Source organism: Microcoleus sp. B13-B6 (assembly GCF_036705405.1).
Lineage (GTDB): Bacteria > Cyanobacteriota > Cyanobacteriia > Cyanobacteriales > Microcoleaceae > Microcoleus.
Genome location: NZ_JAUBUJ010000006.1, coordinates 1 through 26,262 on the forward strand (window position 1 = coordinate 1; position 26,262 = coordinate 26,262).

A 26,262-nucleotide genomic window follows, 5' to 3' on the forward strand; every position below is an offset into this window, starting at 1 on the left:
ATTGACAAAAGCTGTATTCACCAAAGATAGCAGTGGCAATCTCACAGAGATTTTATTTCACCTATCCCTTGACAGTAATCAATGGCAACTGACAATTCCAGTCCAATTGACTACACGAACGAGCTGCCAGCCTTTTGACAATTCATCCTACTCAACTGCTTTAATTGAGTGCCACTCTCACGCAGAATTGCCTGCTTTCTTTAGCAGCACAGATGATGCTGACGAGCGCGGGTTTAGACTCTATGCAGTCTTGGGTAAAGTTAATACTTTAAATCCTGAGATTTTAGTCAGAATCGGAATTTTCGGACACTATAGCTTAATTAAAGCTAGTTCTGTATTTGCTCTGCCATATTTTATCACCGATGCTTACCAAAACTCCCTTAAACCTCGACTTTGAGTACGCAAATTCCACACCTCTCCTCCTCAAAGATTACTCTCACCTTCACTTATGGCTCGTTGGCTGTGGCGGCACTGGCTCTTATGTAGCTGAAAGTTTAGCACGATTAGCTTATGTTTTCAAACAAGTTGGGAAAAATGTCAATATTACCTTTGTAGATCCCGATATTGTGGAAGGGAAAAACTTGGGAAGGCAGAGATTTTGTCAATCTGAACTCGGATTGAATAAAGCCGCTACTCTTGCTTTGCGTTACAATCTTACCTGGGGGCTAGAAATTAGTGCAATTCCTGACTATTTTGACCCCAAATTGGTAAAATCATACTGGAATGATTTGGTAATTATCACTGGCTGCGTTGACAATAGTGCGGCTCGTCGTTCCCTCGGCAAAACACTAGAAAGTAACCGCCACTCTGATATTCCAAGAATCTGGTATCTTGATGCTGGCAATAACTTTGATAGCGGTCAAATTCTACTAGGTAGTCATAATTATGCTGAGGGGTTAATTACTCACCTAGATCAATTTGAGAAAACAGGCATTATGGGAGCCCTACCCTCTCCTATTTGGCAGTGCCCCAATTTGATAGAATTCCAGCCTGAAGAACTGGCAGAACCCCATTTATCTTGTGCTGAGTTATCCACTATTAACGCTCAGAGTCTCACAATTAATCAGGCGATGGCCTCCATTATTGCTGACTATTTATTCCGTCTCACTTTGACGAATGACTTGCGGAGGTTTGCCACTTTCCTTAACCTTAAATCTGGTTCTATGCGCTCGGAATTTATCAGTTTTTCATCTCTTAAAAGGTTTGCAAGAGAGGGAGGGGGAAGGGGAAGGGTGGAAAAAGGAAGGGAAGAGGAAGGGGAAGGGTAGAAAAAGCTGATTATTTGGGGAGGGGAAAGGAAGGCTTCGCCGTGAACTATGCGGCTCGACTGAGCGACATTTCGTAGCTAGAGCTAGATTAGATTTTCAATTTAAAACTGCACATGAGTTATTTAGCAAATGTGATGTTTTAGTTGTTGAAGACTTGAGTGGCAAAAATTTAACTAGACGTGCCAAACCCAAGACTGATGTTGAAAATGGTAATTTGGTTTATTTGCCGAACGGTCAGTCAGCTAAAAGTGGCTTGAATAAATCCATGCTTGATGCGGCTCATGGGCAATTCGCGATCGTCCTAAAATATGTCGCTTGGAAATTGGGTAAAAGCATTTTGTTTGTTGACCCAAAAGGCACTTCTCAGCACTGTTGGAACAGCCTCAACAAAGTGCCGAAAGGATTATCGGAACGCTGGCATTCCTGTCTGTGCGGGGAGTCTTTGGATCGAGATGAAAATTCAGCCAAACTTATAAAAAAGATTGGTTTGAGTTACGAAAGTGGCGGGGGAACTCCGTCACTCAAAAAAGCCTTTAAAAAAAAGGAAAAAGAAGCCTGCGGTCTAACGGTAATCCGTTTACCGTCAGGTTCGTTCACGGAATATGGACGATACAGCGCGTTTTGGATTGACAGCAAAAGCCAAGGCTATCGAAAAATTAGTGTGAGTTTGATTGAAAGAATGAGAGCATACAACACAGCCTGACAATAAAACTTGATGTACTCTAGTTTAACAAAGTAATGAAATAGTTGCTATCAGTTGGAATTAGAGAAGCAGAGTATACACCAAAGGGTACTATCAGGTTTGGTGTATACTTTTTTGTTGCTAATTAACGTCAGAGTTACTATTAACTTAATCGGTCGAATCGAAGTATACACCAAAACTCCCTGCTGTTGCCACTTCAAACCGAGTCCCCACGCTTCGATACTGGCACTGCTTCTCCAGTGGGAATTGTTGAATCCTGCTCGGGAATCGCACCTCTTCCCTTCACAGTTGTGGCTCCACCCAGTATTCTCCGAGCATTCTCCGAGCTTCACTAGCCATCCACAGATTCATTACCAGCGATCGGACTGTAACGAGGGGTCAGACCCTCTGAAGAACCCCGATCGCTCTCTTGTTTCCTTGATGCGTAGGGGTTTGAGCAAAAGCAATGGGGGCGATCAGGGTGATCGGGGCGATCGGGCACTCCTACCCTTTTTTTTTAAGGGGGTGTCTTGTTATTTGAGAACTACCCCCACCCCTTTATATTTTTGGGGAGTAGTACCCCGATCACCCTGATCACCCTGATCACACACTTCAAACCTTTGATTTTGCGTTGTGTTTGGAGCGATCAGGGTAGAATAAGGGGTAAGACCCCACAATATACCCCGATCGCCTTGTTATTGCTCAAAGTATTGATTTAGCGTGGTATGTTAGCTGATCAGGGTAATATCAGGGGTAAGACCCCCCGTTATGCCCCGATCGCCTTGTTACTTAAAATCAGGGGTAAGACCCCTCGTTTGTATGGGGGGCATCGAACGCAGAAATACTCTCCGCACCTACGAATAGAGAAAGATGCGGATTGAAGCAAAGGTTGATGGTGAAAAAATTAGAGAGAAATCAAAAACTAAGAGAGTTCAAAGAAAGAGCTACCGCATGGTTTGAAAAAGACAGAGTAATCAATCACAGTTGCCGACCTAGTACCTCAGTAACTATCGCAGTTACTCCTAAGTTATTGGTAATGGCTGCCCTTACTTTGGGGAGTTTGCCCACAGGAATGTAGACACTCTTTACCTTCCACTTGCCCTCTGCTTTAACCTTGTAGCGGTAGTGGTTAACCATGCTTTCTCCCTTCCAAAAGCTATAGACTAAGCCACTACCACCCTGAACTACAGGAGCTTGGTGTATACTCTCTGGTAGTGAATCGTGGGTTGCATAGCTGTCACTTTGATTGCCCTCACTGGGGTATACACCAAGACTAGATGTTGAGCTTTGGTGTATACTCTTATCTGGCAAAGAGATTGGAGTGTTAGTATTAGCTTGCTTGCTGCTGTTTTGGGATAAACTAGGAACCGTGTGATGGTTTGATGAGGCTTGGTGTATACTCAAAGTTGATAGAGTAATACCCAAGTTGCTGCTAGCTGTATTCTGGATTACTGAGTATACACCAAGGGAAGGTAATGAGGCTTGGTGTATACTATTGTTTCGTGGACTGCGGGGTAAGTTGCTATTAGTAGTGCTGTCAGAGTCTAAAGATGCAATTACAGGAGTTAATTGAGCTTGGTGTATACTCTCGGCTAGCGAAGTGAGGTCAGAATTGCTATTAGCTTTAGTTTCAGAGTCGGAGGATACACCAAAAGCTTCCGAAGTCGGAGTTTGTGCGAGTCGATCTAGTTCAATAAATCCAAAGCGTATTACCCAAACTTCCTGACTGCTGTTGCCTTTAAAGTAGCGTTGGATAAACTCTGTGACTGATGCACACATTCCCCCCTCAGCCTCCAAATCTTCATAAAGCATGGCTGCAAGTTGCTCTTTGTAGGGAGCGCAAAGCAACCGACACCACCCAATTTGTTTGCCTCCATAGCGGATATCTTTATCCAAAGCTTTGATTAGCTTATTCTGCTCAAAAGCATTGATAAATTTCTGGGCGTGGCTGTCTTTCCAACTTCGACGTGTCACCGTTTTATGGGTAAGACAGTGCAGCGTTTTCCAAAAGCTAATACCCAATCCCGATAAAGCAAACTCGGTGGTGTTCTCAATCGATGATGCCGAAGGCTTTGGCAAGATGTTGCACCCGTTTGAGGGCAATGTAAGCTTGTCCGGGCATGACTGTTTTGGCAAAGAGGTACCTGGCTCTGATTCTACCTTTAGTTTTACTCTTGACTCCAAAGTGGGAGAGGGTGATGCTTTGGTGGCAAGGCAATCTGTCCAGCCCAGGGGGAATCCGAATATCAACTCCATTCCCATCGTGGATAAATAATGGGATGGGGAAATGATGCCGAGCTTCCTGAGCGATTGTTCGCACTTCGTTAGCCCAGCCGGTCTGGAATTGGTGCTCGTATTGCTGCTGTGCAAAGTTCTGAAGGTAAGCGATGATAAAGACTCGGTTTCTTTGGTGTCCAGCTCCAATTTCCTTTGCCGATAGGAGGAGCGGGTCTGTGACACAATATCCTGCCATTCGGAGAGAGGCAACGACTTCTCTACCTCCTCGGACGAGCAAGCCTTCTGGATTTTCAACAACCACAAAGCTGGGTCGAGCTTCGAGGATAATTCTGAGCATTTGCCACCACAAACTTGATTCTGGATGAGCCAATCCTCCCCGCTTTCCGGCATTGCTCGTACCGGTGCAGGGGAAGCCTCCCCAGATGCAATCGTAGTGTCCTGGGGAAGTGCTAAAAGTTCGGATGTCGCTGTGAATCGGGATGTGGGGATAGTGCTGTCGGAGTACATATTGAGCATCCTCATCGATTTCTACTAACTGTTCGACTGTGAAACAATTTAGGGCAGCAGCAGCTAACTCAAAACCACCTATGCCGCTGAATAGTGAAAGCGTTCGCATCATCTTCGCTTCTCCTTTTTCGGAGTCACTATTGGGCTTCTTAAATTGGTGAGTTAGCGGGTGCTAATAATCCCTTAGCCTCCTGGATTCCCGCTTCTAAAGCGAATCTTGGTGTATCGAATTCACCTTTTAACTCACCAAAAAGGGAAGCACTATAAGCCAACCGATAAGCGAACTTCTTGTGATTGCTTGACGAGCGCCACACTTCGACATAATGCCAGCCTTTCAATGGTTTGCTGAGCCAGAACTTATCCCGAAGAATTGGAGCTAAAACTTGCTTTGCTTGCCATCGGTGATGGCAGTTGTCGCAGCCAACCTCTAAACTATGGGGATGACGGCGGTAAATATCAAGGGAAGCGCAATTCGGGCATTGTTTATTCATAGCTAAAACCAATCCTCCGATTCTGGTGCAAATCTGCTTTGATGCTCTGAAGGCGGTTGAGCATCTGGTAACAAAGTGAGTTGTTTGGGTTCAGAGTTTGTGATTTCTAGTTCGGGATTTGTTACTTCTAAATCCACCACAACCTCAGATGTTTCACTAGCTAATTCAAGTGCTTGGGCGTACACCGATGCTCCTAAGTCAAATAATCCCGATTTATCAATTCTTTCAACCCAGTTACTGATACCCAACAAACACTGGCTCCATAAATCAAACTGTTGCCATTGATGGTTTAGGGCATCTACATCTAAAGCCAACCAAGTTTTTATTGCCTTCTTCCACTTCTCGATATCTTGGGAAATCCGCCTCTCGAACTCTTCCCTCAATCCTTTGAGTCGGTCTTTCACTCCCGGTGTCAATGCAGCAAAGATTTCAGAGCGCTGGTGATTCGGTACGCCCAATCCCTTCACCGCTTCATAGGTTGTGCCATTTCGGTTGGCTACTTCTGAAAGCTTTGATACCCATTCATCAATGTTGAGCAAACGATCGGGGTAATCGGTGACAATCGATGTACTTTGATCAGCCCTGATCACTCCCTGGTTTCCTTGTGGTGTATGGGTTTGAGTAGAAGTGAACGGGGCGATCGGGGTAGAGGACAACTCCTCACCTATTTTTTTAGAGGGGGTGTCTTGTTGCTTAGGAACATCCCCCACCCCTTCATTTTTTAAGGGAATAGTACCCTGATCACCCTGATCACTCGCTTCAAACCATTGAGTTTGCGTGGTTTCTTGCGGATCAGGGTAGATTGATCTGCCCTGATCATTTGGGATGTGTAGGGTAATCGCCCTCATCGAGCTTCGATCGCTCCATGTTTCAAAAGCTAATAAACCCCCTTCAGAGCAGAGGAATTTGGCACACCGCCACTCAGGTTCGGGGTGTTGTGGGTTGGGTTTACCTTGGTAGCCGTTAGAAGCATCCTCAGTGAGTGAAACATCGACCATGACACCCGGTAACAGAGTCATGTGAGTCCAGTGAGCAGGGTGTAGCTCGCCATCTTGGCGGTGTCTGGGTACGTGGTGCTGGGGGATTACTGTTTTGAGATGAGCGATGAACTTGCTCATGCCCCGGTTGTCCGAGTAACCATGTGCTTTGCAATAAGCAATGAACCAACTATGGAGTTCGTGGTTTTGGATGGTGGAAGGAGCATCAGTCGGTCGCAAGCACAAATCAATGAAGCTGCGTATCGGGTCGCCGTAGGTAGCGGCATCGATTTTGGCAAGGCGGATGCGGTTGTTAGTGGAAGGTTTGATTAGCAAGGCATCGCGTTCAACTCTGGGCATTGCCAGCGCCCAGGATACGATATCCGCTTTCACGGCAGAGAGTTTATGGCGCAGATAGGGGTCTTCCAATCCTTCCCGCTCTTTGGATAAGAGTGGCAAACACCGCCTATCCCACCCATCACCTGCATTCTCGATTTGGAGGTGATTAACGGAAGCGACCACAAATCGGCAGTTCCATTCTTTTGGGTATCCGCAGGATGAATAAAGGCTGCGACCCGAAAGTTGACCGTTATCCACCAATTCATAAAACGGACGAATCCCCGTGATGTAGCCCCCGGTGTCGGGAATGGTGTACAAAGATTTACCGGTTAGGTGTTGGTGCCGCGATTCGGGATTGCTCAATTCTGCAAAGTCACCGGAGTGCGAATCCTCCAACCCAAAGATTTCACCCCAGAGTCTGAGCAGAGTTCCCTTACCCGAACCCGAAGGCCCGATGATGTGCACGAACTTGCCATAGGGTGCAGTAGGGTCGATGAGCATCGAAGTGTAGGCTCTCACTGCTTCCAATTGGTCTTCACCAAAAGCGGAGGTGATGAAATTGAGGAAAACATCGGGGCAGGGGCGATCGCGCACGTAATCCGATTCAATGGCAGAAGTGAGATAGTGAGCGGGGTCGTGGGGCAGGAGTTCTCCCGTTCTCATATCCACGGTGCCATTCTTAAATGCTCTAAAGTGTCGATTGGGGGGAGGTTCTAGGTAAAGGCGCTTCATGGCGTACTTGAATGCGGAGTTGGTGCAGCCTTCACTAGAAAAGGGGAATGTTTCTTCCCATTCCCACTTGCTCACTTGATGGAGTTTGAACACCTTTTCGCTGCACGTTGCAATCATGTGTTCGCAGCGCTTCTCGTCCTGGCGTTGCCACCACCCCGCCCCGGTGTACTGATACATGGCGCTGTTGATGGCTTTGTAATGCGTTCCGAATACCTTCCTCACCGCAAAGTCATCGAAAGTGCGCCCCCTGGTGTAGTAATTGAAGTCAAGACCCAACTTGTCGCAGAGATTTCGATAAAACGCATCTCGCTTGCGGTCGGGACACTTGGTAACTTGCTCTGAATTATCCTGACCCGCACCCAATTCTTTACCAAACTCCAACAACCAGGGGGGTGGGGAATTTCCCAGAGTTTCACCAATGGTTGGCCAATAGAATATGTTGAGTGCCACTGCATCCTTAATATTGGTTGCCCACTTAGTCGCTTCTAGGAGCACTGCTTGCTTATCCGCATCGGTGTTTCCCGATAAGCGAGTTATTTGTTGAGCTTTCCACCTCAAGCCGTGTTGAGCTTTTGTCAAGTGAGTATGTTGCAGCCAAGCATCGATGCCGTTGCGGGTAATGAATTTATCTGGGTCGCCGTCACCATCTTCACCCACAGGCAATCGGGGAGCTACATAGGGTGCAATCCCTGCCAACAACAAAGATTTAATGCAGCTTTCGATACCCTTATCCCCCGCGCTATCCGGGTCGAGGCAAATAATCGCTCTCTCGATACCCAATCGCCGTAGTGATTGCACCTGTTCTCCCGACAAGCTAGCAGCTACACAAGCCACAACTCGGCTATCTCCCAATGCTTGAGCCACCGCTGCATCCGTGACTCCTTCCACTACAACCACTTCTTTGTGACCCGCCGCCAAAGCTCTATCAAAGTAAAGCGGCGATTCCTTTGTTGCCAGCCACGCCCCCTCCTCATCCTTGGGATTCCAGCAAGCGTATTTCTTAGGCATGGTTGGTTCGAGCCAAGGTTGCTCTATCTTCTGAGCTTCCGAGAGTTTTCCCCAAGCTCGATAGCCCGCATCCCTTTCGCCCTTCCACCCCCGGTGATGCTTTTTGAGGGGCAGGGGTTTTGTGGGACAGTGACCGTACACCGTAAGCGGTTGACCCAATGCCGTATGCCAGGGAAAAGTAACATATCCTTCCCACTTGCGGGTCAACACGCCCACTTCTTCAGCAATCTCTAAGCTGTGGTTCTGTTCTTTGAGCACTGCTGCAACTTCATCCTTGCTCAGGTAGTAGCCCAATCCCAACTCGGCGATCGCTTCTCGACTCATGCCCCTTTCCGCAATCAAGTGGTTGAGAGCGCTCGTACCCGCCTCGCTCCACAGCCAATCCCGACATTGAGCGTACACCGCAGCCAATATCCCCCGGCGCGCTTCCCACTTCGTTGCTACTTCGATTTCCCTGGGAGTGTGTTCGCGTTCGGGCAGCGTGACTCCTACCCTCGAAGCTGCTTCCCGCAGCGCTTCTACCCAATCAATGCCCTTGGGATGCTCCCACCGATTCACCTTAATGCTGTGGATGTAGGCAATGGGGTCGCCTGCAAACTCGCATCCCGCATCGTAGAAGCGGAGAGTATCAGGCCACACGGCAAACGAAGTTCCCGACTTGCTTTTGCGAAACGGACTACCTCCCCGCCACTTCTGACTGCTTCGTTGGAATTGATGCGATGGATGGTCGTACACCAAGTCGGCAGTGAGTCGAGGCAACACCTCCTGCTCCCAAAATCTCAACAAACTGCCATCTTTAGCTGGGGTGTTGCTGTTTTCCGAAGAATCTGTCATGATGGAATTCCTTATTAATAATTTTTGAGCCCTCTTCCTTTCAAGGAGGGTTTGTTTTTTTGGAACCCGTGTTCTTTTCTGCGTGGCCGATGTGCTAACTTTGAGTTATTCTATGAGTCAATCGATTCGCCAATCATTGACAAATTATCCCCTCTGTCACCCATAAGCGACAGATATGTAATAAATATTTACAATGACTGAACCCGTATCACCTTTATTGAGGTGGCTTTGTGAAGAACAGGCGGACATTCACGGCACAGAATTAGCTCAACAAAGCGGTATAGCGCGGCAGACTTGGAGCAAAGTGCGGCAGGGAAAGCAGGATCTCAGCAGCGACTTGCTGTGGCGGTGCATGGAGGTGATTGCCCGGTTGCGCCCGCGCAGCGAGTGCGCCCAGGTGGTTAGCATCATCACCTCTCAAAATGACTTGGAGAGGAAGAAAAGGGAGAGAGAAGAGCACCCGCTCTTAAGGATTGAACGTGCTCTGTCCGAACTCAAAGACGAGACTGAAGAAAACCAAGCCATGCTGTTAGTGGCAAGGCGCTTGAGAGAATCGAAGAACAAGGTTAGCGCGATCAATTTTTAGGAAAGTCAACTTGCAGGAACGCCCTGTGATACTGAAAATGGTGACGCTGTGTGAGTATCGCCACTATTATTAACCTGCTGTTTCATAGGGCGGTTCCTATCTACTTGCTGCCACTAATTGGGCAAGTGAAGGTTTTTCCTGATTGCCCTGATTGGCGGTACACCAAGAATCCAGCATCCGACCATACAGCACGCTAGTTTCATAAGCAATGCGGCTGTACTGCTTCGTGAAACTTATCTAAACTTGTCTAAAATCATTTTTAGACACAATTCGAGTTCACTTCCTACGCTGTTGGGTAGACGACTAATCCCAAGGTAAGTAGGCTATCCCCCTCAAGCCGAGGGTTCCCAGTTTAAAATATTTAAACTTGCATTAAAATCCCGATCTAAAGATATGCCACAAGCAGGACAGTCGAAAGTCCGAACGCTTAGTGGCATATCTTTTTTGTTGCCACAATTTGAGCAAGTTTTCGTACTAGGGAACCACTGGTCTACTAGCACTAAACTAGCTCCATACATTTGGCATTTGTAGTCGAGCTGACGTTTGAATTCGTAAAATCCAAGGTCAGATATTGCTCCAGCTAACTTATGATTCGCCATCATTCCTTGAACATTCAAGTTCTCAATCTTAATTAGCTTGAAAGTTTTAGCTAGGTAAGTTGTTAACTTGTGAAGGAAGTCTAAGCGAATACGAGCGACTCGTGCATGGAGCTGACTAATTTTGTTGTAGGTTTTGCGCTGGTTTCGAGAGCCTTTTACCTGTTTAGATGCTTTGCGCTGCAAGGTAGCAAGCTTGGTTTTCGCTTGCTTCAACGGTTTTGGTGCATCAAAAACCTGCTGGGTTGACAGTGTAGCAAATGACTTGATGCCGATGTCAATTCCTACAGAACCTTCAGACTGCTGAACCGGGAGACGTTCTGCATCAATGCAGAAAGAAACAAACCAGCGATTTCCTTCTTTTGAAATCGTGAAAGTTTGAGAAATAAAACCACATTCTAACGGCTCAAAAAGTCGAAAAGTTCCCAACGTAGGAATCTTGATAGTGCTACCAGCGACTAACAAAACTTTACCGTTAGATGAATCAACCGTAAAAGATTGACCGTCTCGGCGGCTGGCGAACTTCGGATGACCTGCTTTCCCCGAACGATATCGACTAAAAGCATCTTTTAAGTCAATCAAAGCGTTTTGATAAACTCGGCTAGACAACTGGTTCATCCAAGCAAATTCCGACGTTTTCTTGACGTGATTGGTGAGAACCTTCTTGACTTCGTTGAGTACCTTCGAGTCGGTAAATTTCCCCTCACTGTACATTTGAGTTCGCAGGCTCAACCCAAAATTGAAAACTACGCGCCGGAATCCTGCGTGTTTTGCCATCAACGTCGCTTCCTTGTTATTTAATTTTAGCGCCCGCTTGACAGCAAACATGACACTTCCTCTCGGTGCTTAACTGTGAATAAGTTTAGCAAAGTATTTGGCACTTAAGTTTTGCTCTTTTCCTAATGCGGAATCTTCATCACACTGGGGGATGAGGTCAATTCCCATTGCCAAATGCTCTTGGTCGATTTCACGGTGTATCGTCCAATAACGGTTTGTTTTGAATCCCAAGCGGGTGAACACGGGAATGACCGCAGAAAAGAAATCGAAACTCACACCCTCAGAAATGAGATTCATGGCAATGACTTGATGCTCGTATGATTCTCGCAACACCGACCTGAAACAGTAGGCACTCACCAACTGCGTTTCTAGGGTAGGAACGATGGAAGTCGGGTTTTCTGTCGGTTGTAAGAATTCATGTTTGTACATCCAATCGAGTAGCAGTGAAGCGTGGTCTACTTCTTCTGTGGCATGGTGTGCAAAGCATCCTTGATACCGAAAGTCTCGGCACATTGTATAGCGCATCGCCAGTGCCGCAGTAAAATCACTTGATTGATAATAGAGTTGCCTGACCCAACCCCGCACATCATCGGGATGCTCTGCTGCAATTAGCTGCTGGTAAAAAGCTCCAGAACGTAGATTCTGGCGGTACTTGGCTCCCAAATCCAATAACCACTTCATTTTGGAATCCCCTCTTTAGAGATTATGGCAATACAATAAGTGCATTATATGGTACATCAGTATTATAATATGAGTCAATCAGTATTTTTGCGGTACACCCCTATCAAAGGTGTGATACAATGCGCTAGGCTAATTCAAAAGCTAGACTCCTGGATTGCCAACAATGGGGAGTGAGAAAGTAAAGATTTGTTAGTTGAGAATTTCTGATGCTGTCAATTTCAGACCGACTACAACATCAAGAGAATGCGGGTATATTAATCGTCAACAACAATCGGCAAATGGTAGGAGTCACTCCCAGTTTGCTGAGAATTTGGCAACTACCCGAAGTTATCGTGCGGTCGCTATCAGACCAACTCGCCTTAGAGTTTGTATCCGAGCAATTTGATAATCCGCAATTGTTCTTGAAGGATATGACGGAAATTTACGAGCAAACGCACCTAGAGATTAATGAAAAAGTGCAACTCAGGGATGGGCGCATCATAGAGCGTCATTCCCAACCCCTATGGCTCAACGGAGTGTATGTCGGTAGGTTATGGATGTTTAACGTAAATTAGGGTACCAGGTGGCAGAGAATTATTAGCCACACTCTGTCTTCGAGTAGTGGCTCCTAATGGGTAAAGTATGAATCAATAATATGAGAAAAAATTATGCCAACTTGTATGACAGACCCAGTTTTACCGCTAATAGTCGTGGATACGGCAGCGCCTATTACTATTAGTGTTCAAATCATTCAACAAATTAAGTTATTGATTGTGCGGGGTCATCTCAAGCCGAATCAACCTTTACCGCCTATCATCCATTTAGCCAAGTATTTAGGAGTCAATCACACCACTGTCGCTTTGGTGTATAACGAACTGATTAATGCGGGATACCTCGCAGGCACCAGAGGTAAAAGAACAGTTGTTGCTGACTCTCCGTTGGTGAGACAGATGGTTGCCCGCACAAACTTCTACGACTTACTCGCACAAGCTTTTCGTTCGGCATCCCAATACGGGTTAAGCGTAGCCGAGTTTTCTGGTGCAGCATACGCTCAAGCAGTGCTTGTAGAGCGCCATCAAGTAAATGTAGCATTCGTGAACTTCTATCCTGATAGTATCGATATCAGTGCGCGTCTGGAATTGGTAACGGGATTAGGTATGGTATCGATTCCTTGGGCGCACTTGGAAGCTAAAGAACCACACGCCTTATCACAACTTTTATCTGCAGATTTAATAGTAACGACCATCAAAAACCTGTGGGATGTAGCTCAGATAGCCGACCCCAATAAGGAAGTGATAGGCATTGAAGTGCAACCCGATATGCAGTTACTGAGTTGCATCTCATCCCTACCCCGCAATGCCAAGGTGTTGTTTGTGTGCGTGGAACAAAGCAGCAGTGAAGCAATGAAGCAAATTATTGACTATAACGTGCATCACGTAGAATCCCAAGCCGTTACCCTAGAATGCGTTCAAAACAATGTGGCAGGACTTCAAGGATTTGATTTAGTGGTATGTTCTAGCCAAGTGGAGAATCAGTTAAGTAGATACATTCCCAAAGACCTGAAATTAATGACCTTTAGTATCGGCATAGACCCGGTAAACTTGCTCGTACTCCAAGCTCGTTTAGCGGCTGTGGAGATGGAAAAAGTAATGTAGCATTAGTTGCGTTAACTATCATCTTTCTCATAACATCAATCGTTCAACAATCTTTTGAATCCGTGCCAGAACAACTAGAACTTTTCCCTGAATTTAAATCCAAACCCAGAACCCCGAAATCCCCTAAGTTAACGATGAGTTCTGAGGCTCTCCATTCCTGGAAACAGCGCATTTTGGAACACCAACAATCTCAAGGTGCTGACCAACCGCAACAGGGAAGTCTATTCGAGCTCGCACCCAATCCCTGTAATGCTGATAGCATCGACCCCTTTGCCCTGGAATTACACAATCTCTCATTTTGTGAGAAACCGGATTGGGGCGATCGCACTTGCCTCTACTTCGTTATCGATAACGAACTCCCCTTGGTGCTGTATATAGGAGAAACTGACCGCACCCCCAAACAACGATGGATGAGCCACGATTGTCACAGCTATATTGCCAACTACATCGAACTGCATCGGCGTTATTCCCTGAATGTGAGTGTAGCCATAGCATTTTGGTACGGAGCATCGACTAATCGAAAGCATCGGTTACAGGTAGAGTCGGAACTTATCTACAAGTGGCGATCGCCTTTCAACAAAGAATGCTGGCAGTGGTGGGGACAACCATTCGGTAAGTGAAACCCATAAAAATCACACTGTTAAATTTAGGAACAATTGCGTTAATATATCTAACTTAGCAATTAACTTACCTATTTATTTTATTTGGAATGTTGAAGCAAGAATTAATACTTCCTCCTAAACAGACAAACAGTCAACCTGAAATTTTAGTTTGCTGCGAGCCAGTGGTAATCATAGGAGCTAATGGTGCTGGAAAAAGCAGGCTTGGTTTGTGGATAGAGCAGAATCAGTCGAATCCTGAGAAAGTTCACAGGATTTCAGCGCAAAAATCACTGGATTTCCCGGAATACGTGCAATTGAAGAGCTTAGAGCAAGCTGAAAAGGAATTACGGTTGGGTACTAGCCAAGATTCCAAAAATTGGGGGGGGCCACTTCAAACAAAAATGGTTCACAGATGGTCAGGTGGTCAGCGCCCTAATTTGAGTGTAACGCTTCCCCTAAATGACTATGAAAAAGCGCTTGCTCTCCTTTTTGCTAAAAAATATCAAAGAGATAGCCAACTAGCTAAACGTGTTAGAGAAATGGAGCGCGAAGATAAGAATGAGCGTCCTGAACTACCGAGTTCTCCTGATGAAATCTTACTGAGTATTTGGAAGAATATTTTACCTCATAGAGAACTCGTTATTGAAGATGGCAAAATTAATGTTTTAATTTCTGGCAATGATGTCTATCAGGGCAGAGAAATGAGCGATGGAGAACGGGTAGCTCTCTATTTAATGGCGCAATGCCTGTGCGTACCGCCTGATTCGATTGTAATTGTAGATGAACCTGAAATTCATCTTCATAAATCCTTAATGAGCAAACTTTGGTCAAAAATTGAGGAAGCACAACCTAACTGCCTGTTTGTTTATATTACGCATGACATTGATTTTGCTGCTTCTAGAGTAGGCGCTCAAAAACTATGGCTCAAAAGTTATGATGGGAACCAATGGAACTGGGATGAAGTCCCAAAAACTGAAGCTTTACCAGAACCAGTTTTATTAGAGATTTTAGGAAGCAGGAAAAAAGTTATCTTCGTCGAAAGTGATAAAGGGGGTTTAGATTACAAAATTTATGAAGCGGTATATCCAGAATTTTTGATAATGCCTCGTGGTGGCTGTGAGAAAATAATTGAAGCAACTAAAGCTATGCGAGACAACTCAGCCCTTCATCATGTTGAAGCTTTTGGTATTATTGATATGGACTACAGACATCAAGATCAGATTGATTCTTGGAAAAAATCTAATATACTTCCATTGAACGTAGCTGAAGTCGAGAATATTCTGTGTGTCCCTGAACTATTAGAAGTAGTTGCTATTGTTCTCGGTCGTAACCCGCTCGATATTTGTCAGCAAGTTGCCAACTTTGTTATTAATCAACTAGAAAAAGATATAGAATATCAAACAGCCCAACGTTCTGCATCAGAAATTGAATTCAAATTAAATAGGTTTAATAAAAAAAAATGTAGAGAAAAAACTTCCTTCGTAAACACTTTTGAGGGTTTAGTAGCTTCTATTGATCCTCATGAAATTTACGAGAATAACTTGAGCTTGTACAAAAGCGTTATTGAATCGAAGGATTATACGAAAGCTCTTCTCCTTTACAATAATAAAGGTTTACCTTCTCTAATTTCGCATTGTTTTGGTTTAATATCTGGAGGATACCAACAACAAATTTTAAGATTGTTGTCTACAGAGTATAAAAATGCTATTGTATCTGGACTAAAAAAGTATACTCCAACTCTAATTGGTTAGAGATAAAAAATTAACCGAGTTGGAGGATTATTTTCAACCATAATTAGGCTTCGCTTCTAAGTCACAGCGATCGCATACTAAGAAGTAGACCCATCTCCACCGACTAATGAAAAAGTACCTCAACCTCGCCACCGCCCTCATCGCATCACTCAAGCCCAAATCCAAAATACCCATAATCGACACCTACGGTGAATCTACGCTGACCCACGAACAGCAGCAAGCTTTGATGGAATGGCTCTTTGCTAGTTTGATGCACGCTGGCTACCTCGGCAAAGCTCACCTAATCTGGGATGATGGCAAAGACGGAGAGCGGGAGATATTCACCGCATTGATGAGAAATGAGCCAATCTTTCTGTACCGCCAAGGAGTGCGACCTACACCAACGGTTGAAGGATATGGGTGGCGGCTGATGGGCGAACATCCGAGTTTACGGGTGTATGAGTTGGTCATGGAGGTTGAAGGAAATTGAGGGGGATCGATAGCGTATGTGTGATATCTCAACCATTACCTCAATTACTTTGATGGAAACCTCATCTTTTTTTCTGGAGTGGTACCAAGTGCAACTCCTATTGCTGTTGATTTCTCAATGCCAACCACTTTCCCAATAAATATTTTTTGTCGAGAGATTCCTATATACTGCAAGTAGGTGCTTGCTAAATCTCTTTCTTTCTTTATGCAGATAAAATGCTTCAACTCAGAATTAGTTTAACCGTGTTTGGTGTGTGGTTGTGTTTATTGACTAGCAATACTTATTCAATAGCCCAGCAGAAACCAAGATGGGTCAAAATAATTACAGATAAAGACCAAATAGCCAATTATTTAGACATTGCCTCCCTAAGCTCCAGTAAACCGCAAAAGTTTTATACTTCAGCAAGGATATTTCCCCAGGTAGCGGTCAATAATCGCGAAATGCCTCTACGCCGTCCTTATCACGGAGAAAGATGCCCTTGCCCTTACGATTTTGCTATAAATGAATCACGCTGTGGCGGTCGTGCCAGTGGTAAAACTACTTGTTTTGCACCTAAAGGAGCTTCTTCGTTATTAATTTTAAATTCTGTAAACTGTGAAACCAAAGTCCGTAGTATATTGAATATTGACATCTATGATAAAAACAACAAGCAAATTACAACCTATTCCCCAGACACTCTAACAGGTGGTGCATATCCCGTAGCTGTAAAAGTTAGTGACCCAGCAGAGTTGAGTGTTATTAAAGCGGTTTGTAAATAAGACGCGCTAGAACGGATGACACGGAAAAACTTGGACAGAAAGTAAACTCTATCCAAGTTGTTGTAGCAATTAAATTGCAGTTTATTACCCCAGCATTTAACCGGAATTAGAGGACTTATTTGAGTTTCAAAGCCCTTGATTGCACTTGAATGAGTAATCTTTCAGCAGTTTGTTGGATGGCATCATCTGGGTGCATATCCTGAATATCAATCAGTCGCACTGCCGTATCCTCTACTTCCTGAAGCAAAATCAATTCATCGGGAGTCAGCGCATCTCGTAGGTTATCAGGAGTAACGCCCAAGTCGTCAGCTAATTTTTTGGCTTTGCGTCCGAACACAACTAAAGTTACTCGTTGACTGGCATTGACGTAAAGCCATTTACGGCTGTTTTCAGAGAGTTCGGGATGGCGATCGATGTAGCTTTTGATGGCATCTGTGAGCCTGCGCCGTGTTTGCTTGCCTGCTAGTCGAGCGATTTCCCATTCGGCTAAAGCTTTGTTTTGTTGCGGTTGCCAACCCGTAACCGTTTGAATCCAAGAACGCATCCCAATATCAGCGAACTTCTCAAGGCTGTACTCAGCAACCTCGTTTCCCTCAAAGGCGTAGTGCTTAATTACAGCAGTGCAGAAGTCAGAGCGGAGAATTTTCACTTTCCCGCCCCGTTTGGTGTATTCCTGCATAAGGTGCAAATCCTTGTCTATCCAAGCTTGTAGTCGCTTTATCGTAGATAAGCATAGCAAATTAGCTATGGTTCCCATGTAACCATTATTTCTAAATCATCAGTATGGCTCTGAATTAATCTAAGGTATGCTTCTTTGGTTTCTCCGAACAAATGAATCCTTTTTTTGTGACTTGGATAATATTTCCCATAAACTAAGATTTGCCCTATTGCTTGCTTCCATCCAAGGATATGTTTTATCTCAATTACTTCCGTGGGAGTCAGGACATCAATATTGCCTGCTGGTGTAGGCACTTCGGTTTCGCCTGTAAGTTCAGTAGCTAATTTTTCTTGGCACTTACGTTCAAGCCCTTTTATAGACTTTTTGCGCTTTTGGTTTTTACTTTGCAACTCTGGTAAACTACCGCTCAATAGTGGCATACTTATTAATTTACAACCAGGCGGTGTACACTTTCCTTCTGAATAAAAATGCCTGACTATATCCAAAGCTAAATCCATTTGGACAATCTTAATTTTTCCGCCTCTTTTTACGGTAGTTAGAGATAAATATATCTCTTTACCAATCCAAGCTTGTAGTCGCTTGGGAGCCTTTTTGTGCATAAGGTCGGAAATCAATCGAGAAATTGAGGATTGATTGACCCCCGACAAATTTGCTAGCCCAGAATAACTCATCCCCGACTCGCCCGTTGCCTCAACGGTAAAAAACTCTACGCCATCTTCGATAGCGCGGATAATGTGCGTCATAATAACAGTTGCTCCATTTGAACGTGTGAGCGCATTGCCTGTAACGTTGACCCTGAGAAAGTAGCCGTTACAGGCATTTGCTTTTAGATTAAACTATATTATAATTTATATGTCATACTTATTCAATATTTACGGAGTATGACTTAAATAAATAAGGCATACGAGAAAAAAATGAGAAAAAAAGGGCAACCGCTGACCGAATACAACGAAATGAAGACGCGCATTACGGTTTCCATTACGCCAACTGCGGTGAATGGCATAGATGCGATCGCAGATTCTCTAAACATTTCCCGATCGGAATTACTCGAAAGGATAGGGCGCGGGATGCTGCAAGTGAAAGCGGTGAACCAGGAAACATCTGAAGATTAGGGCATTCGTATTTTTTCTTTAACTCCCAGCCGGGAAGTCCCTCGGTATATTTAGAGGGGATTAATCTGAGCGCTCGCGAAGTACCCCGACTAAATTACCGAGCGTGATGTCCAGAAGCGTTGGGTGGAGGAACGGAAACCAACAATTAATCTCGCCTATCACGAATCAATCTTCGGGAACATCTTGATTTTAGATGCTTTTTCCAAGTGTTGAAATAATAATTTTTGGGGTGGCATTTTGGACGCACATAAACTATACTATTCAAAGGTCGAAAACAGGAAGTTTAGAAATGCAACTCACTTACAAATACCGCCTCAAACCCACGAAAGCTCAATCAACAACGATTGTGACTCACCTAGAACTTTGTCGGCGGCAGTACAACTACCGATTAGGCGAAAGATTCAGGTGGTGGGAAACCACGAGAACACCCATAAACGCTTGTCCCTTGATTGTTTCGATAGTCCCCGTTGAGGAGATTTATCGAAATATTCCTTTGACGAGAGTCCAAACTAGGGATGGCAGGAAAAAGGATGAATCAGGCAATCCTTTGACTAAAAAAGGTGATGTTTTCTCAAACATTGAAGGCGGATATGTACAGTGGCAGACAATACAACTTGCTGACTTGAAAAACACAAAAAAACTGTTTCCTGATTACAAAGTGTTGGATTCTCAGGTTTTGCAAGATGTGGTCAACAGAGTTGAAACTTCCTTCTCAAACTTCACCACGCCCGATAAAAATGGCAATCGTAGAGGCAAGCCCAGATTTAAGGGGCTTCACTACTACAAATCCTTCACTTATCCTCAGTTAGGCAATTTAGATATTATCAAGGATGAGCAAAACAGGATTTGTATTGACCTCGCGAAAATAGGTCAAGTGCCGATGGTTTTCCATCGTCCAATACCAACTGGTTTTAAAGTTAAGACGGGTACAGTCATCAGAGAAGCGGATGGGTGGTATATTGCATTGACGCTAGAAGATAAGACGGTTCCCGTAACGGTTGCAGAAATTCAACCGACTGACAAAAACACTCTTGGTATCGACTTAGGAATAACAAATTACGCCTATCTTTCCAATGGCGAAAGAGTTGAGAATCCTAGATTCTTGAGAAAGTCAGCCCCAAAACTGGCAAGGCTTCAAGCGAAATTAGCCAAAAAAGTCAAGGGTTCTAAGCCTTGGAAAATTATCAAGGATAAGGTTTCCAGACTCCATCAATTCGTTGCCAGAGCCAGATTGGATTTCCAATTCAAAACGGCACATGAGCTGTTCGGTAAGTGTGATGTTTTAGTTGTTGAAGACTTGAGTGTCAAAAATCTGACTAGACGCGCCAAACCCAAGACTGATACTGAGAACGGTAATTTGGTTTATTTGCCCAACGGTCAGTCGGCTAAAAGCGGTTTGAATAAATCCATGCTTGATGCTGCTCATGGGCAATTTACTAACGTCCTCAAGTATGTCGCTTGGAAGCTAGGCAAAAGCGTTTTGTTTATTGACCCAAAAGGAACTTCCCAACATTGCTGGAACTGCCTCAACAAAGTACCGAAAGAATTATCGGAGCGGTGGCATTCTTGTCAGTGTGGAGAATCATTAGATCGAGACGAAAACTCAGCCAAACTCATAAGAAAGATTGGTCTGAATTACGAAAGTGGCGGGGGAACTCCGTCACTCAAAAAAGCCTTTAACAAAAAGGAAAAAGAAGCCTGCGGTCTAACTGTACCCAGTTGACCGTCAGGTTAGTTCACTCTCAATGCAATTTGCTAGCATCAAACTCATTTAAAACCACCGCCACCATGACAGACTCGATCGCCACCCAACTCACACAAGCTTCCAAAGGCTTACTCTTCCTCAGCGAAACCGATGCCCCCTTTGAGGTCATTCACTGGCAGACTCAGGGAGAACTCACTCCAGCGAAACTTCTGCAACTCACCGAACATCCACCCGATGCTCCCGTAGAAATAGTAAGTGTGGACGACTTCTTTGCGATCGCCACCCAAGAAGAAGATTGGCACGACCAGGAGGAACGGCAAACAGTGCAGCGGTTTCAGAACTTGGTGAACACACTTAAGCAGAATCTATCACAGTTGCAGGTTTACCGAGTCGGCAGCATTGAGATTGATGTCTACATCATTGGAGTGACGGACTGTGGCGGATTGGCGGGGCTGTCAACGAAGTTGGTGGAGACTTGATTGCAACAGACTGGTAAACTATGATTGTTTGTTAATCATTGAGTTATAGTAACCATTAGAGTCAGGAACAGACGTTGTAATATGAGCACGATCGGCACATTATTTAGTTGGCTTGCTTCTCTTTACAGTTTTGGTATGCTAGGAATTTTATTATTTTTCTCTTACACAGAGGGCAAGCCATTCCAGATGGGTATCATAGCTTCCTTTCTTATGTTCCTAATTGTTTTTCCTCCCCTCTGGTCTTACCTTGACAGAAAATATAATTTCAGGATTAACTGGCTAATCAAGTTTATTCTATTCATCCTTTCTTACGGATTGCTAATGGCCAATGTTAATGCATTTGGTTAAAAGTCTCAAGCAAAAAAGTAAGTTCTATCCCTTTTTTACTGACCATCCACTTTGCTTTCAATCACCTGCTGAATCTGTGGTGGGACATTAGACAAGAAATTCAGCCCCGTCTCGCGTTCAATTCTTGCCACGGAAACTCGAAAGCTTTTCCATCCTTTCCCCTTGACGCTGGCATCGTTGGGCATCATCACGGCGATCGTCCTAGTGTCGGCTGTAATTCCCTGCATCCCCAATCCTTGTTGGTTGAGAACCACAATAACTTTCCAATTCCTAGCCGGCACTGCAATTTTCTCCTTTCTGCCGATGCTGCCTTTCCTCCCCACGGGCCCCGCTACGATGTAAAGTTCCTTGCCCTGTGCCACCAATTCCCGGCAATACTCTTCCAAGTCACCCCACACGCCTCTGTTAACTTCTGGTACTTGCGGCATCATATTGGTCATCAGGAATGTGCTGCTGTTGTCGGGTTCGTTGCGAGTTCTATCGGCACTGGGTGCAATGTGTCCCCGGTCATAGCCACTTCCCGTGTAATCTGTTGCTCGGACTTTGTACCAAGTCGCGGGGAGGGAATCATCAGGACGGAAGTTGTCTTGGCGATCGACTGCTCCAATCCAAGATTTGTTGAGCTGCCACGAAACCCAGTTAGGGGTCTTAGTCTTACTGTTGTACGAAAGCACGTACTGCGGTTTCACCATCAAGTAGTTGTCGATGTTGCTGGCAACACTGGGAACGGCATTGCTGGGATTGCCCAGGAGTAAGTTACGGTTGTTGGTTGCCGAAGCGATCGGTGGTGTTGTGGGTTTCTGCACTCTTGGTTGAGGAGAAACAGGCGTTCGTGAAGATGGCGGGGCTGATGTCAGATTGCAGCCAGCCATCATCCCCACCATCAGAGCGATCGCCCCCAACTGCCATATTTTCTTCATGCTGCACCGCTCCCTTACGAGTTCAGTGCCAGCTTACCAACATACGCACCCAACAGTACACGAACTCAAGGAATGCAGCGATTGATGGAAAAGGTAACTGCTGCCAATACGAGAAGAAACTCGCAACATTTGAACATTTGAATGTTTGACTGTTCAAATGCTTAAGTGTTTGGTTTAGCGCTAAGTTGCTGGAGGTATTGAGCGACGGACTTTTCAACCAGCTCGCTGATTTCTTCACCTGACTGTGCGGCAGCAGATTTGAGGTCGCGGTGCATTTGTTTGGGCAGGTAAACCGTAGCCCTGACAAAGTTTGGGTCTTTGCTTTTGGGTAACGCCGGAGCAGGTGCAGGTTCGAGGTCAGGTTCCCCAGGTTTTAGTTTCTTGGCCTTTAACAAATCATCAAAGCGGCTCATGGGAGTATCTCCTTGCCGACAGCGGCATAACAACCCCAAGCAGCTTTGGCGTAGGCATCTTTGACAGCATTTACGGGAACCCCTGCCAGCGCTGCTTTTTGAAATACTGCTAGTCGCCTGATCTCAGCTTTAAATATCGGCAACTGAGCTTTCTCGATCGTTCTCCGAGACTCTATCCCGACTTTGCTAGGAGCAGGTGGGATGAGGGTGAGCAAAATGCGGTAATTCGATTTTAGGGAATGCAGAGCTTCCACCATTTGCACCATCGCGGTGAGGGCCATCGCATCGGGGGAACTCGGCAAAATCAGCAAGTCACAACCTTCTGCTACAGTTTTGAGTTCGTCGGGGTCGGGTCTGGCCGGCGTGTCTATCACGATGTGCTCGTAATCTCTGGCAAAGCGAACTCCTTGCTTTTCATCCACCACTTTGAACGGGAGGGAACCCCGCGCAGCCCAATCCAAAGCACTGCGGTTGAGGTCGCCGTCTACCAAAAGCGTGGGCGCTTTGGTTTGCAGATAAGCTGCTAAATGCAGTGCTGTAGTTGTCTTGCCGACTCCGCCCTTGAATGAGGCGATTGTCACGATCATAGGTGTACCGATACATTGATTAACTCAACTTTATCCTTTAATCATCTAAATGTCTAGACATTTGAATGATTGAACGTTTAAAATGATGTCGTATTGAGCGAGTTATAGGGCGGGTTGGCTCGGCTAATTAACGATAACAACGTAGCGCTCGGTTGCAGATGATTGGAGGCGGTGGAGCTTCCCACAAATCAAAGCAGCTACATCGTTCTACCTCAATGTGGATTCGGATGGTAAAAGTTGCCCTTTTTGTGCCATGCTCTTGAACCAGGATCTCGCCGTTTGCTCCATTCAACAAAGGAACTGCTGCCTTTAGCAGCAGCACTTTCAATAGTTTCGGCACTTACTCCCAACCGTTTTGCTAGGTCAGCAGCTTTCAGGGGGCGCAGTGTTATTTGGGGCTGTTCTGCTCCAAAGTTTTGGGGAGAAGTTTTATTGAATTGGCGTTGAATTTCTGCTGTTTCCAAAGCTGCGACTCGCCCATGTAAATCGGCAATTTCCGAGCGCAGTTGGGCGAAAGTTTCCCTGGTTTCGGAAGCTACCGTTTCGGCCGTGAGCGCTGGGACTGCTTCAAAGAATTGCTTGATGATTTTGGCGAGCGCTGCACTTTCCGTTAGAGATTGCTCTACCATGTAGTCGCGCAACTTTTGGTGGTAGTCGGGTGGCAAATAGCCCACAATTCTGATGTTCTTGGTTGCCATTGGCTCTGGTTCGGGATGGAAAAGATGCTGACCGGAGTATGCCGTTACTGTGCTTTAAAGGCATACTGTAAGCGACGCTATTTTTTTTAAGGTATGCCTGTGTGTGCTACTATAGCACAATCAATTCTTAGTATGGGTTTTAACGGTTGTCATCCGTCATATCTACTTGGAACGGCAAGAAACCGCGCAGCCCAATCCAAAGCGCTGCGGTTAAGGTCGCCATCTACCAACAAAGCGGGCGCTTTGCTTTGCAAGTAAGCCGCCAAATGCAGCGCTGTGGTAGTCTTTTCGACTCCGCCCTTGAATGAGGCGACTGTTACGATCGTAGGTTTAATCCTGAGTTCAGCACCTAAATTTTATAGCTAAAACATCTGGATGTCTAGATGATTGAATGTTTAGATGATTTAAGTCTAGAAAAAGCTATATTCTCTACGCTCAGGAGCTTAGCCAGAGCGATCGATTCCTTCTACTACCTCGGCAGCGGTGGAATGCCGTCCAAAGGGTGTTGCGATTGGTGTCATTTCCACCGCATTATTGCTTCGTTTTCAAAATGTTGGCGATCGTCTTGAACTTCAATAGTTTGTCAATTCTTTTTACTTACAGGAATGCGTTGCCACAGATCGGTAAGCTCAATGGTATCGAAGAATGCGACTACCTTGACAATACGCCCGTTTTTCATGGTCATATACCAGGAATAGGTGTTGGTATAGGGTTTGCCGTCTTTGGCTGTAGCTGTTCCATCCCATAAGGCAATTACCGTGTCACCTTCGGCATAAATACCTCGGACACTGGGTACTATTCTGACGCTCAATCGCTCGTTAATTGGTACTATGGCTTCCTCCAAAAATTGCTGGCGGCTGGTGTAGGTTTTGGAAATTGGACTTCTGCCTGTAATCGTCCATTCCACATCATCAGCCAGCAGATCGAAGAAACTACCAGTGTTATTTGCCCATTTGGCAAAGCCTTCGCGTACTATTTCTTTATTCTGACTCTCATTAGATTGCACAATCTGGCGAATCTCTGCTTGCTTTGGCTCGGCTTTAGCACTAGACACAGGTGCTGCAGTGGCTATCATCAAACCAAAGCCAATTAATCCAAAGCTAATTAGTAATTTATGGTGGGGAGTGATGGTGTCTTTTTTCATAAATCCTCTTTCTGGATTAAGTTTGTGTAGAAAACGCTATTTTGTCTTTGTTATCGAATCGAAACATCAGACAGCCCGAACTATCAGTATTTCTGCAATCAAAAACACCAGAGATTAGGCTGCCTTTTCATGGCTGAGTCTTCCACTCCTTATCTGAAATCGGTAGACTCAGCTAGAGTTCGCCATTTTGCCGTCTCTTGCTCGACGTAAGCATTCTTCTCGGCTATTGTCTGAAGTGTATCTGTGCCTAGAGGTAACCGCAGAGGTGGTTCGTCTGTGTTGACAATCTCCAAGAGGGCTGGGGCGAGCTTAGTCGGATCTCCTGGCTGTTGGTAGTTAAGTTCAGTCGCCACGTCACGGATTTTCCCGACCGTCTGGGCATAATCAGGGATTTGCACTGCACTCGGACGTAGCGAACTGTTATCGAGAAAACCGGTGCGGAAGTATCCTGGCTCAACCACCGTCGCGTGAATCCCCAACGGGGCTAACTCCCCATGCAGAGCTTCGGTAATGCCTTCGACGGCAAACTTAGTTGAGCCATAGATGCCCCATCCTGGGGAGGAGCGATAGCCACCGATCGACGATAAATTAATGATGTGTCCAGATCGGTGCTGACGCATACTAGGTAGCACAGCACGGGTGACATTCAGCAGCCCAAAGACATTGGTGCGATAAACGCTCTCAACCTCTTCGGCACTGCACTCTTCGACAGCTCCTAGCAAACCGAATCCAGCATTGTTGACCAACACATCGATTTGTCCAAATTTTTCTAGACTTGTGGCGATCGCTGCTTTCACTTGATTTTCATCAGTTACATCCATGCTCAGTGTTAATACGTCTTTACTGGTTGCGAATTGTTGCAAATCAGCCTGATTGCGGGCAGTGGCAATTAATTTGTCACCTGCTGCCAAAACTGCTTTCGCAATCTCGGCACCCAAGCCCCGTGAAGCACCAGTAATGAGCCATGTTCTCTGAGTCATCATCTATCTCCTGAAAATTCTTAGGGTTAGTAGCAAAGCTTCGATATGCAATATCCCGTATCCAGCAAACTTGAATTTTGTAACTGATTTGCTATTGGTGTTTGTAGGAATTCAATATAGGAAATTGACTCGAACTTGTCGTCCACTCAAGGTTGATAGTTTTACTCAATAGAATGAGTGATGAATTAGTCAATCTAAAGATGGTAGGGTGATTCCAACTTAAGTTGGAATCTACATTCATCCGAAGGCACAACTCTGTTACAAAAC

Annotated in this window: 27 protein-coding genes and 1 pseudogene; 13 read left to right on the plus strand and 15 right to left on the minus strand. The window is 45.3% G+C overall.

The features are described 5' to 3' along the window. The 3 genes and pseudogenes from QUB35_RS04110 to QUB35_RS04120 form a co-directional block, all read left to right on the plus strand. Nucleotides 1-397 (plus strand): annotated as a pseudogene (locus QUB35_RS04110) (hypothetical protein); the annotation flags it as partial. Then, the gene (locus QUB35_RS04115) at nt 363-1,268 is read left to right on the plus strand and encodes a ThiF family adenylyltransferase (RefSeq protein WP_333139630.1); all 906 of its coding nucleotides are present in this window, start codon (nt 363-365) and stop codon (nt 1,266-1,268) included. The pseudogene QUB35_RS04110 and the gene QUB35_RS04115, both read left to right, overlap by 35 nt. Before the next feature lie 154 nt (nt 1,269-1,422). Then, nucleotides 1,423-1,971, plus strand: coding sequence for a zinc ribbon domain-containing protein (locus QUB35_RS04120; protein WP_333139632.1), 549 nt, complete (start codon nt 1,423-1,425; stop codon nt 1,969-1,971). Nucleotides 1,972-2,928: 957 nt separating this feature from the next. Here the strand turns inward: QUB35_RS04120 and QUB35_RS04125 are convergent. From QUB35_RS04125 to QUB35_RS04140, 4 genes are all read right to left on the minus strand, one after another. Continuing rightward, nucleotides 2,929-3,924, minus strand: coding sequence for a hypothetical protein (locus QUB35_RS04125; protein WP_333139634.1), 996 nt, complete (start codon nt 3,922-3,924; stop codon nt 2,929-2,931). A gap of 76 nt (nt 3,925-4,000) precedes the next feature. Beyond that, nucleotides 4,001-4,807, minus strand: coding sequence for a DNA cytosine methyltransferase (locus tag QUB35_RS04130; RefSeq protein ID WP_333139636.1), 807 nt, complete (start codon nt 4,805-4,807; stop codon nt 4,001-4,003). 37 nt (nt 4,808-4,844) lie between these two features. After that, on the minus strand, nt 4,845-5,186 hold the full coding sequence (locus tag QUB35_RS04135; RefSeq protein WP_333139638.1) for a hypothetical protein: 342 nt from the start codon (nt 5,184-5,186) through the stop codon (nt 4,845-4,847). A gap of 2 nt (nt 5,187-5,188) precedes the next feature. Beyond that, nucleotides 5,189-9,076: a toprim domain-containing protein gene (locus QUB35_RS04140; RefSeq protein ID WP_333139640.1), complete on the minus strand. Its 3,888-nt coding sequence runs from the start codon at nt 9,074-9,076 to the stop codon at nt 5,189-5,191. Nucleotides 9,077-9,269: 193 nt separating this feature from the next. Between QUB35_RS04140 and QUB35_RS04145 the strand changes: the two genes are divergently transcribed. Beyond that, entirely contained in the window at nt 9,270-9,662 is a 393-nt protein-coding gene (locus QUB35_RS04145; RefSeq protein ID WP_333139642.1) for a hypothetical protein, read from the plus strand. A gap of 332 nt (nt 9,663-9,994) precedes the next feature. Here QUB35_RS04145 and QUB35_RS04150 read toward each other — a convergent pair whose 3' ends face one another. Next, nucleotides 9,995-11,086, minus strand: a complete 1,092-nt coding sequence (locus QUB35_RS04150) for an RNA-guided endonuclease TnpB family protein (RefSeq protein WP_333139644.1) — start codon at nt 11,084-11,086, stop codon at nt 9,995-9,997. 18 nt (nt 11,087-11,104) lie between these two features. Beyond that, nucleotides 11,105-11,716, minus strand: a complete 612-nt coding sequence (locus QUB35_RS04155; protein ID WP_333139646.1) for an iron-containing redox enzyme family protein — start codon at nt 11,714-11,716, stop codon at nt 11,105-11,107. 206 nt (nt 11,717-11,922) lie between these two features. Between QUB35_RS04155 and QUB35_RS04160 the strand changes: the two genes are divergently transcribed. The 6 genes from QUB35_RS04160 (at nt 11,923) to QUB35_RS04185 (ending at nt 16,930) form a co-directional block, all read left to right on the plus strand. Beyond that, nucleotides 11,923-12,270 (plus strand): hypothetical protein, encoded by a 348-nt coding sequence (locus QUB35_RS04160; RefSeq protein ID WP_333139648.1) that lies wholly within the window; start codon nt 11,923-11,925, stop codon nt 12,268-12,270. Between the two features lie 93 nt (nt 12,271-12,363). Beyond that, nucleotides 12,364-13,350: a GntR family transcriptional regulator gene (locus QUB35_RS04165; RefSeq protein ID WP_333139650.1), complete on the plus strand. Its 987-nt coding sequence runs from the start codon at nt 12,364-12,366 to the stop codon at nt 13,348-13,350. A 134-nt stretch (nt 13,351-13,484) separates the two neighbouring features. Further along, nucleotides 13,485-13,970 (plus strand): GIY-YIG nuclease family protein, encoded by a 486-nt coding sequence (locus QUB35_RS04170; RefSeq protein WP_333139652.1) that lies wholly within the window; start codon nt 13,485-13,487, stop codon nt 13,968-13,970. 89 nt (nt 13,971-14,059) lie between these two features. Further along, nucleotides 14,060-15,703: an AAA family ATPase gene (locus tag QUB35_RS04175; RefSeq protein ID WP_333139654.1), complete on the plus strand. Its 1,644-nt coding sequence runs from the start codon at nt 14,060-14,062 to the stop codon at nt 15,701-15,703. Nucleotides 15,704-15,809: 106 nt separating this feature from the next. Next, nucleotides 15,810-16,172 (plus strand): hypothetical protein, encoded by a 363-nt coding sequence (locus QUB35_RS04180; protein WP_333139656.1) that lies wholly within the window; start codon nt 15,810-15,812, stop codon nt 16,170-16,172. 215 nt (nt 16,173-16,387) lie between these two features. Further along, nucleotides 16,388-16,930: a hypothetical protein gene (locus QUB35_RS04185; RefSeq protein ID WP_333139658.1), complete on the plus strand. Its 543-nt coding sequence runs from the start codon at nt 16,388-16,390 to the stop codon at nt 16,928-16,930. Nucleotides 16,931-17,045: 115 nt separating this feature from the next. Here the strand turns inward: QUB35_RS04185 and QUB35_RS04190 are convergent, their stop codons facing one another. Together QUB35_RS04190 and QUB35_RS04195 are read right to left on the minus strand one after the other, a co-directional pair. After that, nucleotides 17,046-17,609 carry a hypothetical protein gene (locus QUB35_RS04190; protein WP_333139660.1) on the minus strand — a complete coding sequence of 188 codons (564 nt, stop codon included), beginning with the start codon at nt 17,607-17,609 and terminating at the stop codon, nt 17,046-17,048. 65 nt (nt 17,610-17,674) lie between these two features. Then, nucleotides 17,675-18,352 carry a hypothetical protein gene (locus QUB35_RS04195; protein ID WP_333139662.1) on the minus strand — a complete coding sequence of 226 codons (678 nt, stop codon included), beginning with the start codon at nt 18,350-18,352 and terminating at the stop codon, nt 17,675-17,677. A 171-nt stretch (nt 18,353-18,523) separates the two neighbouring features. Here QUB35_RS04195 and QUB35_RS04200 point away from each other — a divergent pair, with 171 nt between their 5' ends. The 3 genes from QUB35_RS04200 (at nt 18,524) to QUB35_RS04210 (ending at nt 20,905) form a co-directional block, all read left to right on the plus strand. Next, complete coding sequence (locus QUB35_RS04200; RefSeq protein ID WP_333139664.1) at nt 18,524-18,721, plus strand: hypothetical protein; 198 nt, start codon at nt 18,524-18,526, stop codon at nt 18,719-18,721. A gap of 289 nt (nt 18,722-19,010) precedes the next feature. Next, nucleotides 19,011-20,444 (plus strand): transposase, encoded by a 1,434-nt coding sequence (locus tag QUB35_RS04205; protein WP_333139666.1) that lies wholly within the window; start codon nt 19,011-19,013, stop codon nt 20,442-20,444. Nucleotides 20,445-20,509: 65 nt separating this feature from the next. Then, nucleotides 20,510-20,905 (plus strand): nuclease A inhibitor family protein, encoded by a 396-nt coding sequence (locus tag QUB35_RS04210; protein ID WP_333139668.1) that lies wholly within the window; start codon nt 20,510-20,512, stop codon nt 20,903-20,905. A 383-nt stretch (nt 20,906-21,288) separates the two neighbouring features. Here the strand turns inward: QUB35_RS04210 and QUB35_RS04215 are convergent, their stop codons facing one another. From QUB35_RS04215 to QUB35_RS04245, 7 genes are all read right to left on the minus strand, one after another. Then, the gene (locus QUB35_RS04215) at nt 21,289-22,173 is read right to left on the minus strand and encodes a DNA/RNA non-specific endonuclease (protein WP_333139670.1); all 885 of its coding nucleotides are present in this window, start codon (nt 22,171-22,173) and stop codon (nt 21,289-21,291) included. A 161-nt stretch (nt 22,174-22,334) separates the two neighbouring features. Then, nucleotides 22,335-22,586, minus strand: coding sequence for a CopG family transcriptional regulator (locus tag QUB35_RS04220; protein WP_333139672.1), 252 nt, complete (start codon nt 22,584-22,586; stop codon nt 22,335-22,337). Next, nucleotides 22,583-23,173, minus strand: a complete 591-nt coding sequence (locus tag QUB35_RS04225; protein ID WP_333139674.1) for a ParA family protein — start codon at nt 23,171-23,173, stop codon at nt 22,583-22,585. The genes QUB35_RS04220 and QUB35_RS04225 overlap by 4 nt, the downstream gene beginning before the upstream one ends. Before the next feature lie 212 nt (nt 23,174-23,385). Continuing rightward, nucleotides 23,386-23,871, minus strand: a complete 486-nt coding sequence (locus tag QUB35_RS04230) for a hypothetical protein (RefSeq protein WP_333139676.1) — start codon at nt 23,869-23,871, stop codon at nt 23,386-23,388. A 149-nt stretch (nt 23,872-24,020) separates the two neighbouring features. After that, nucleotides 24,021-24,206 (minus strand): ParA family protein, encoded by a 186-nt coding sequence (locus tag QUB35_RS04235; RefSeq protein ID WP_333139888.1) that lies wholly within the window; start codon nt 24,204-24,206, stop codon nt 24,021-24,023. A 248-nt stretch (nt 24,207-24,454) separates the two neighbouring features. After that, a complete protein-coding gene (locus QUB35_RS04240) occupies nt 24,455-25,015 on the minus strand; it encodes a nuclear transport factor 2 family protein (RefSeq protein WP_333139678.1) in 561 nt (186 codons plus the stop codon). A 149-nt stretch (nt 25,016-25,164) separates the two neighbouring features. Further along, on the minus strand, nt 25,165-25,995 hold the full coding sequence (locus QUB35_RS04245) for an oxidoreductase (RefSeq protein ID WP_333139680.1): 831 nt from the start codon (nt 25,993-25,995) through the stop codon (nt 25,165-25,167). Nucleotides 25,996-26,262 lie beyond the last annotated feature (267 nt).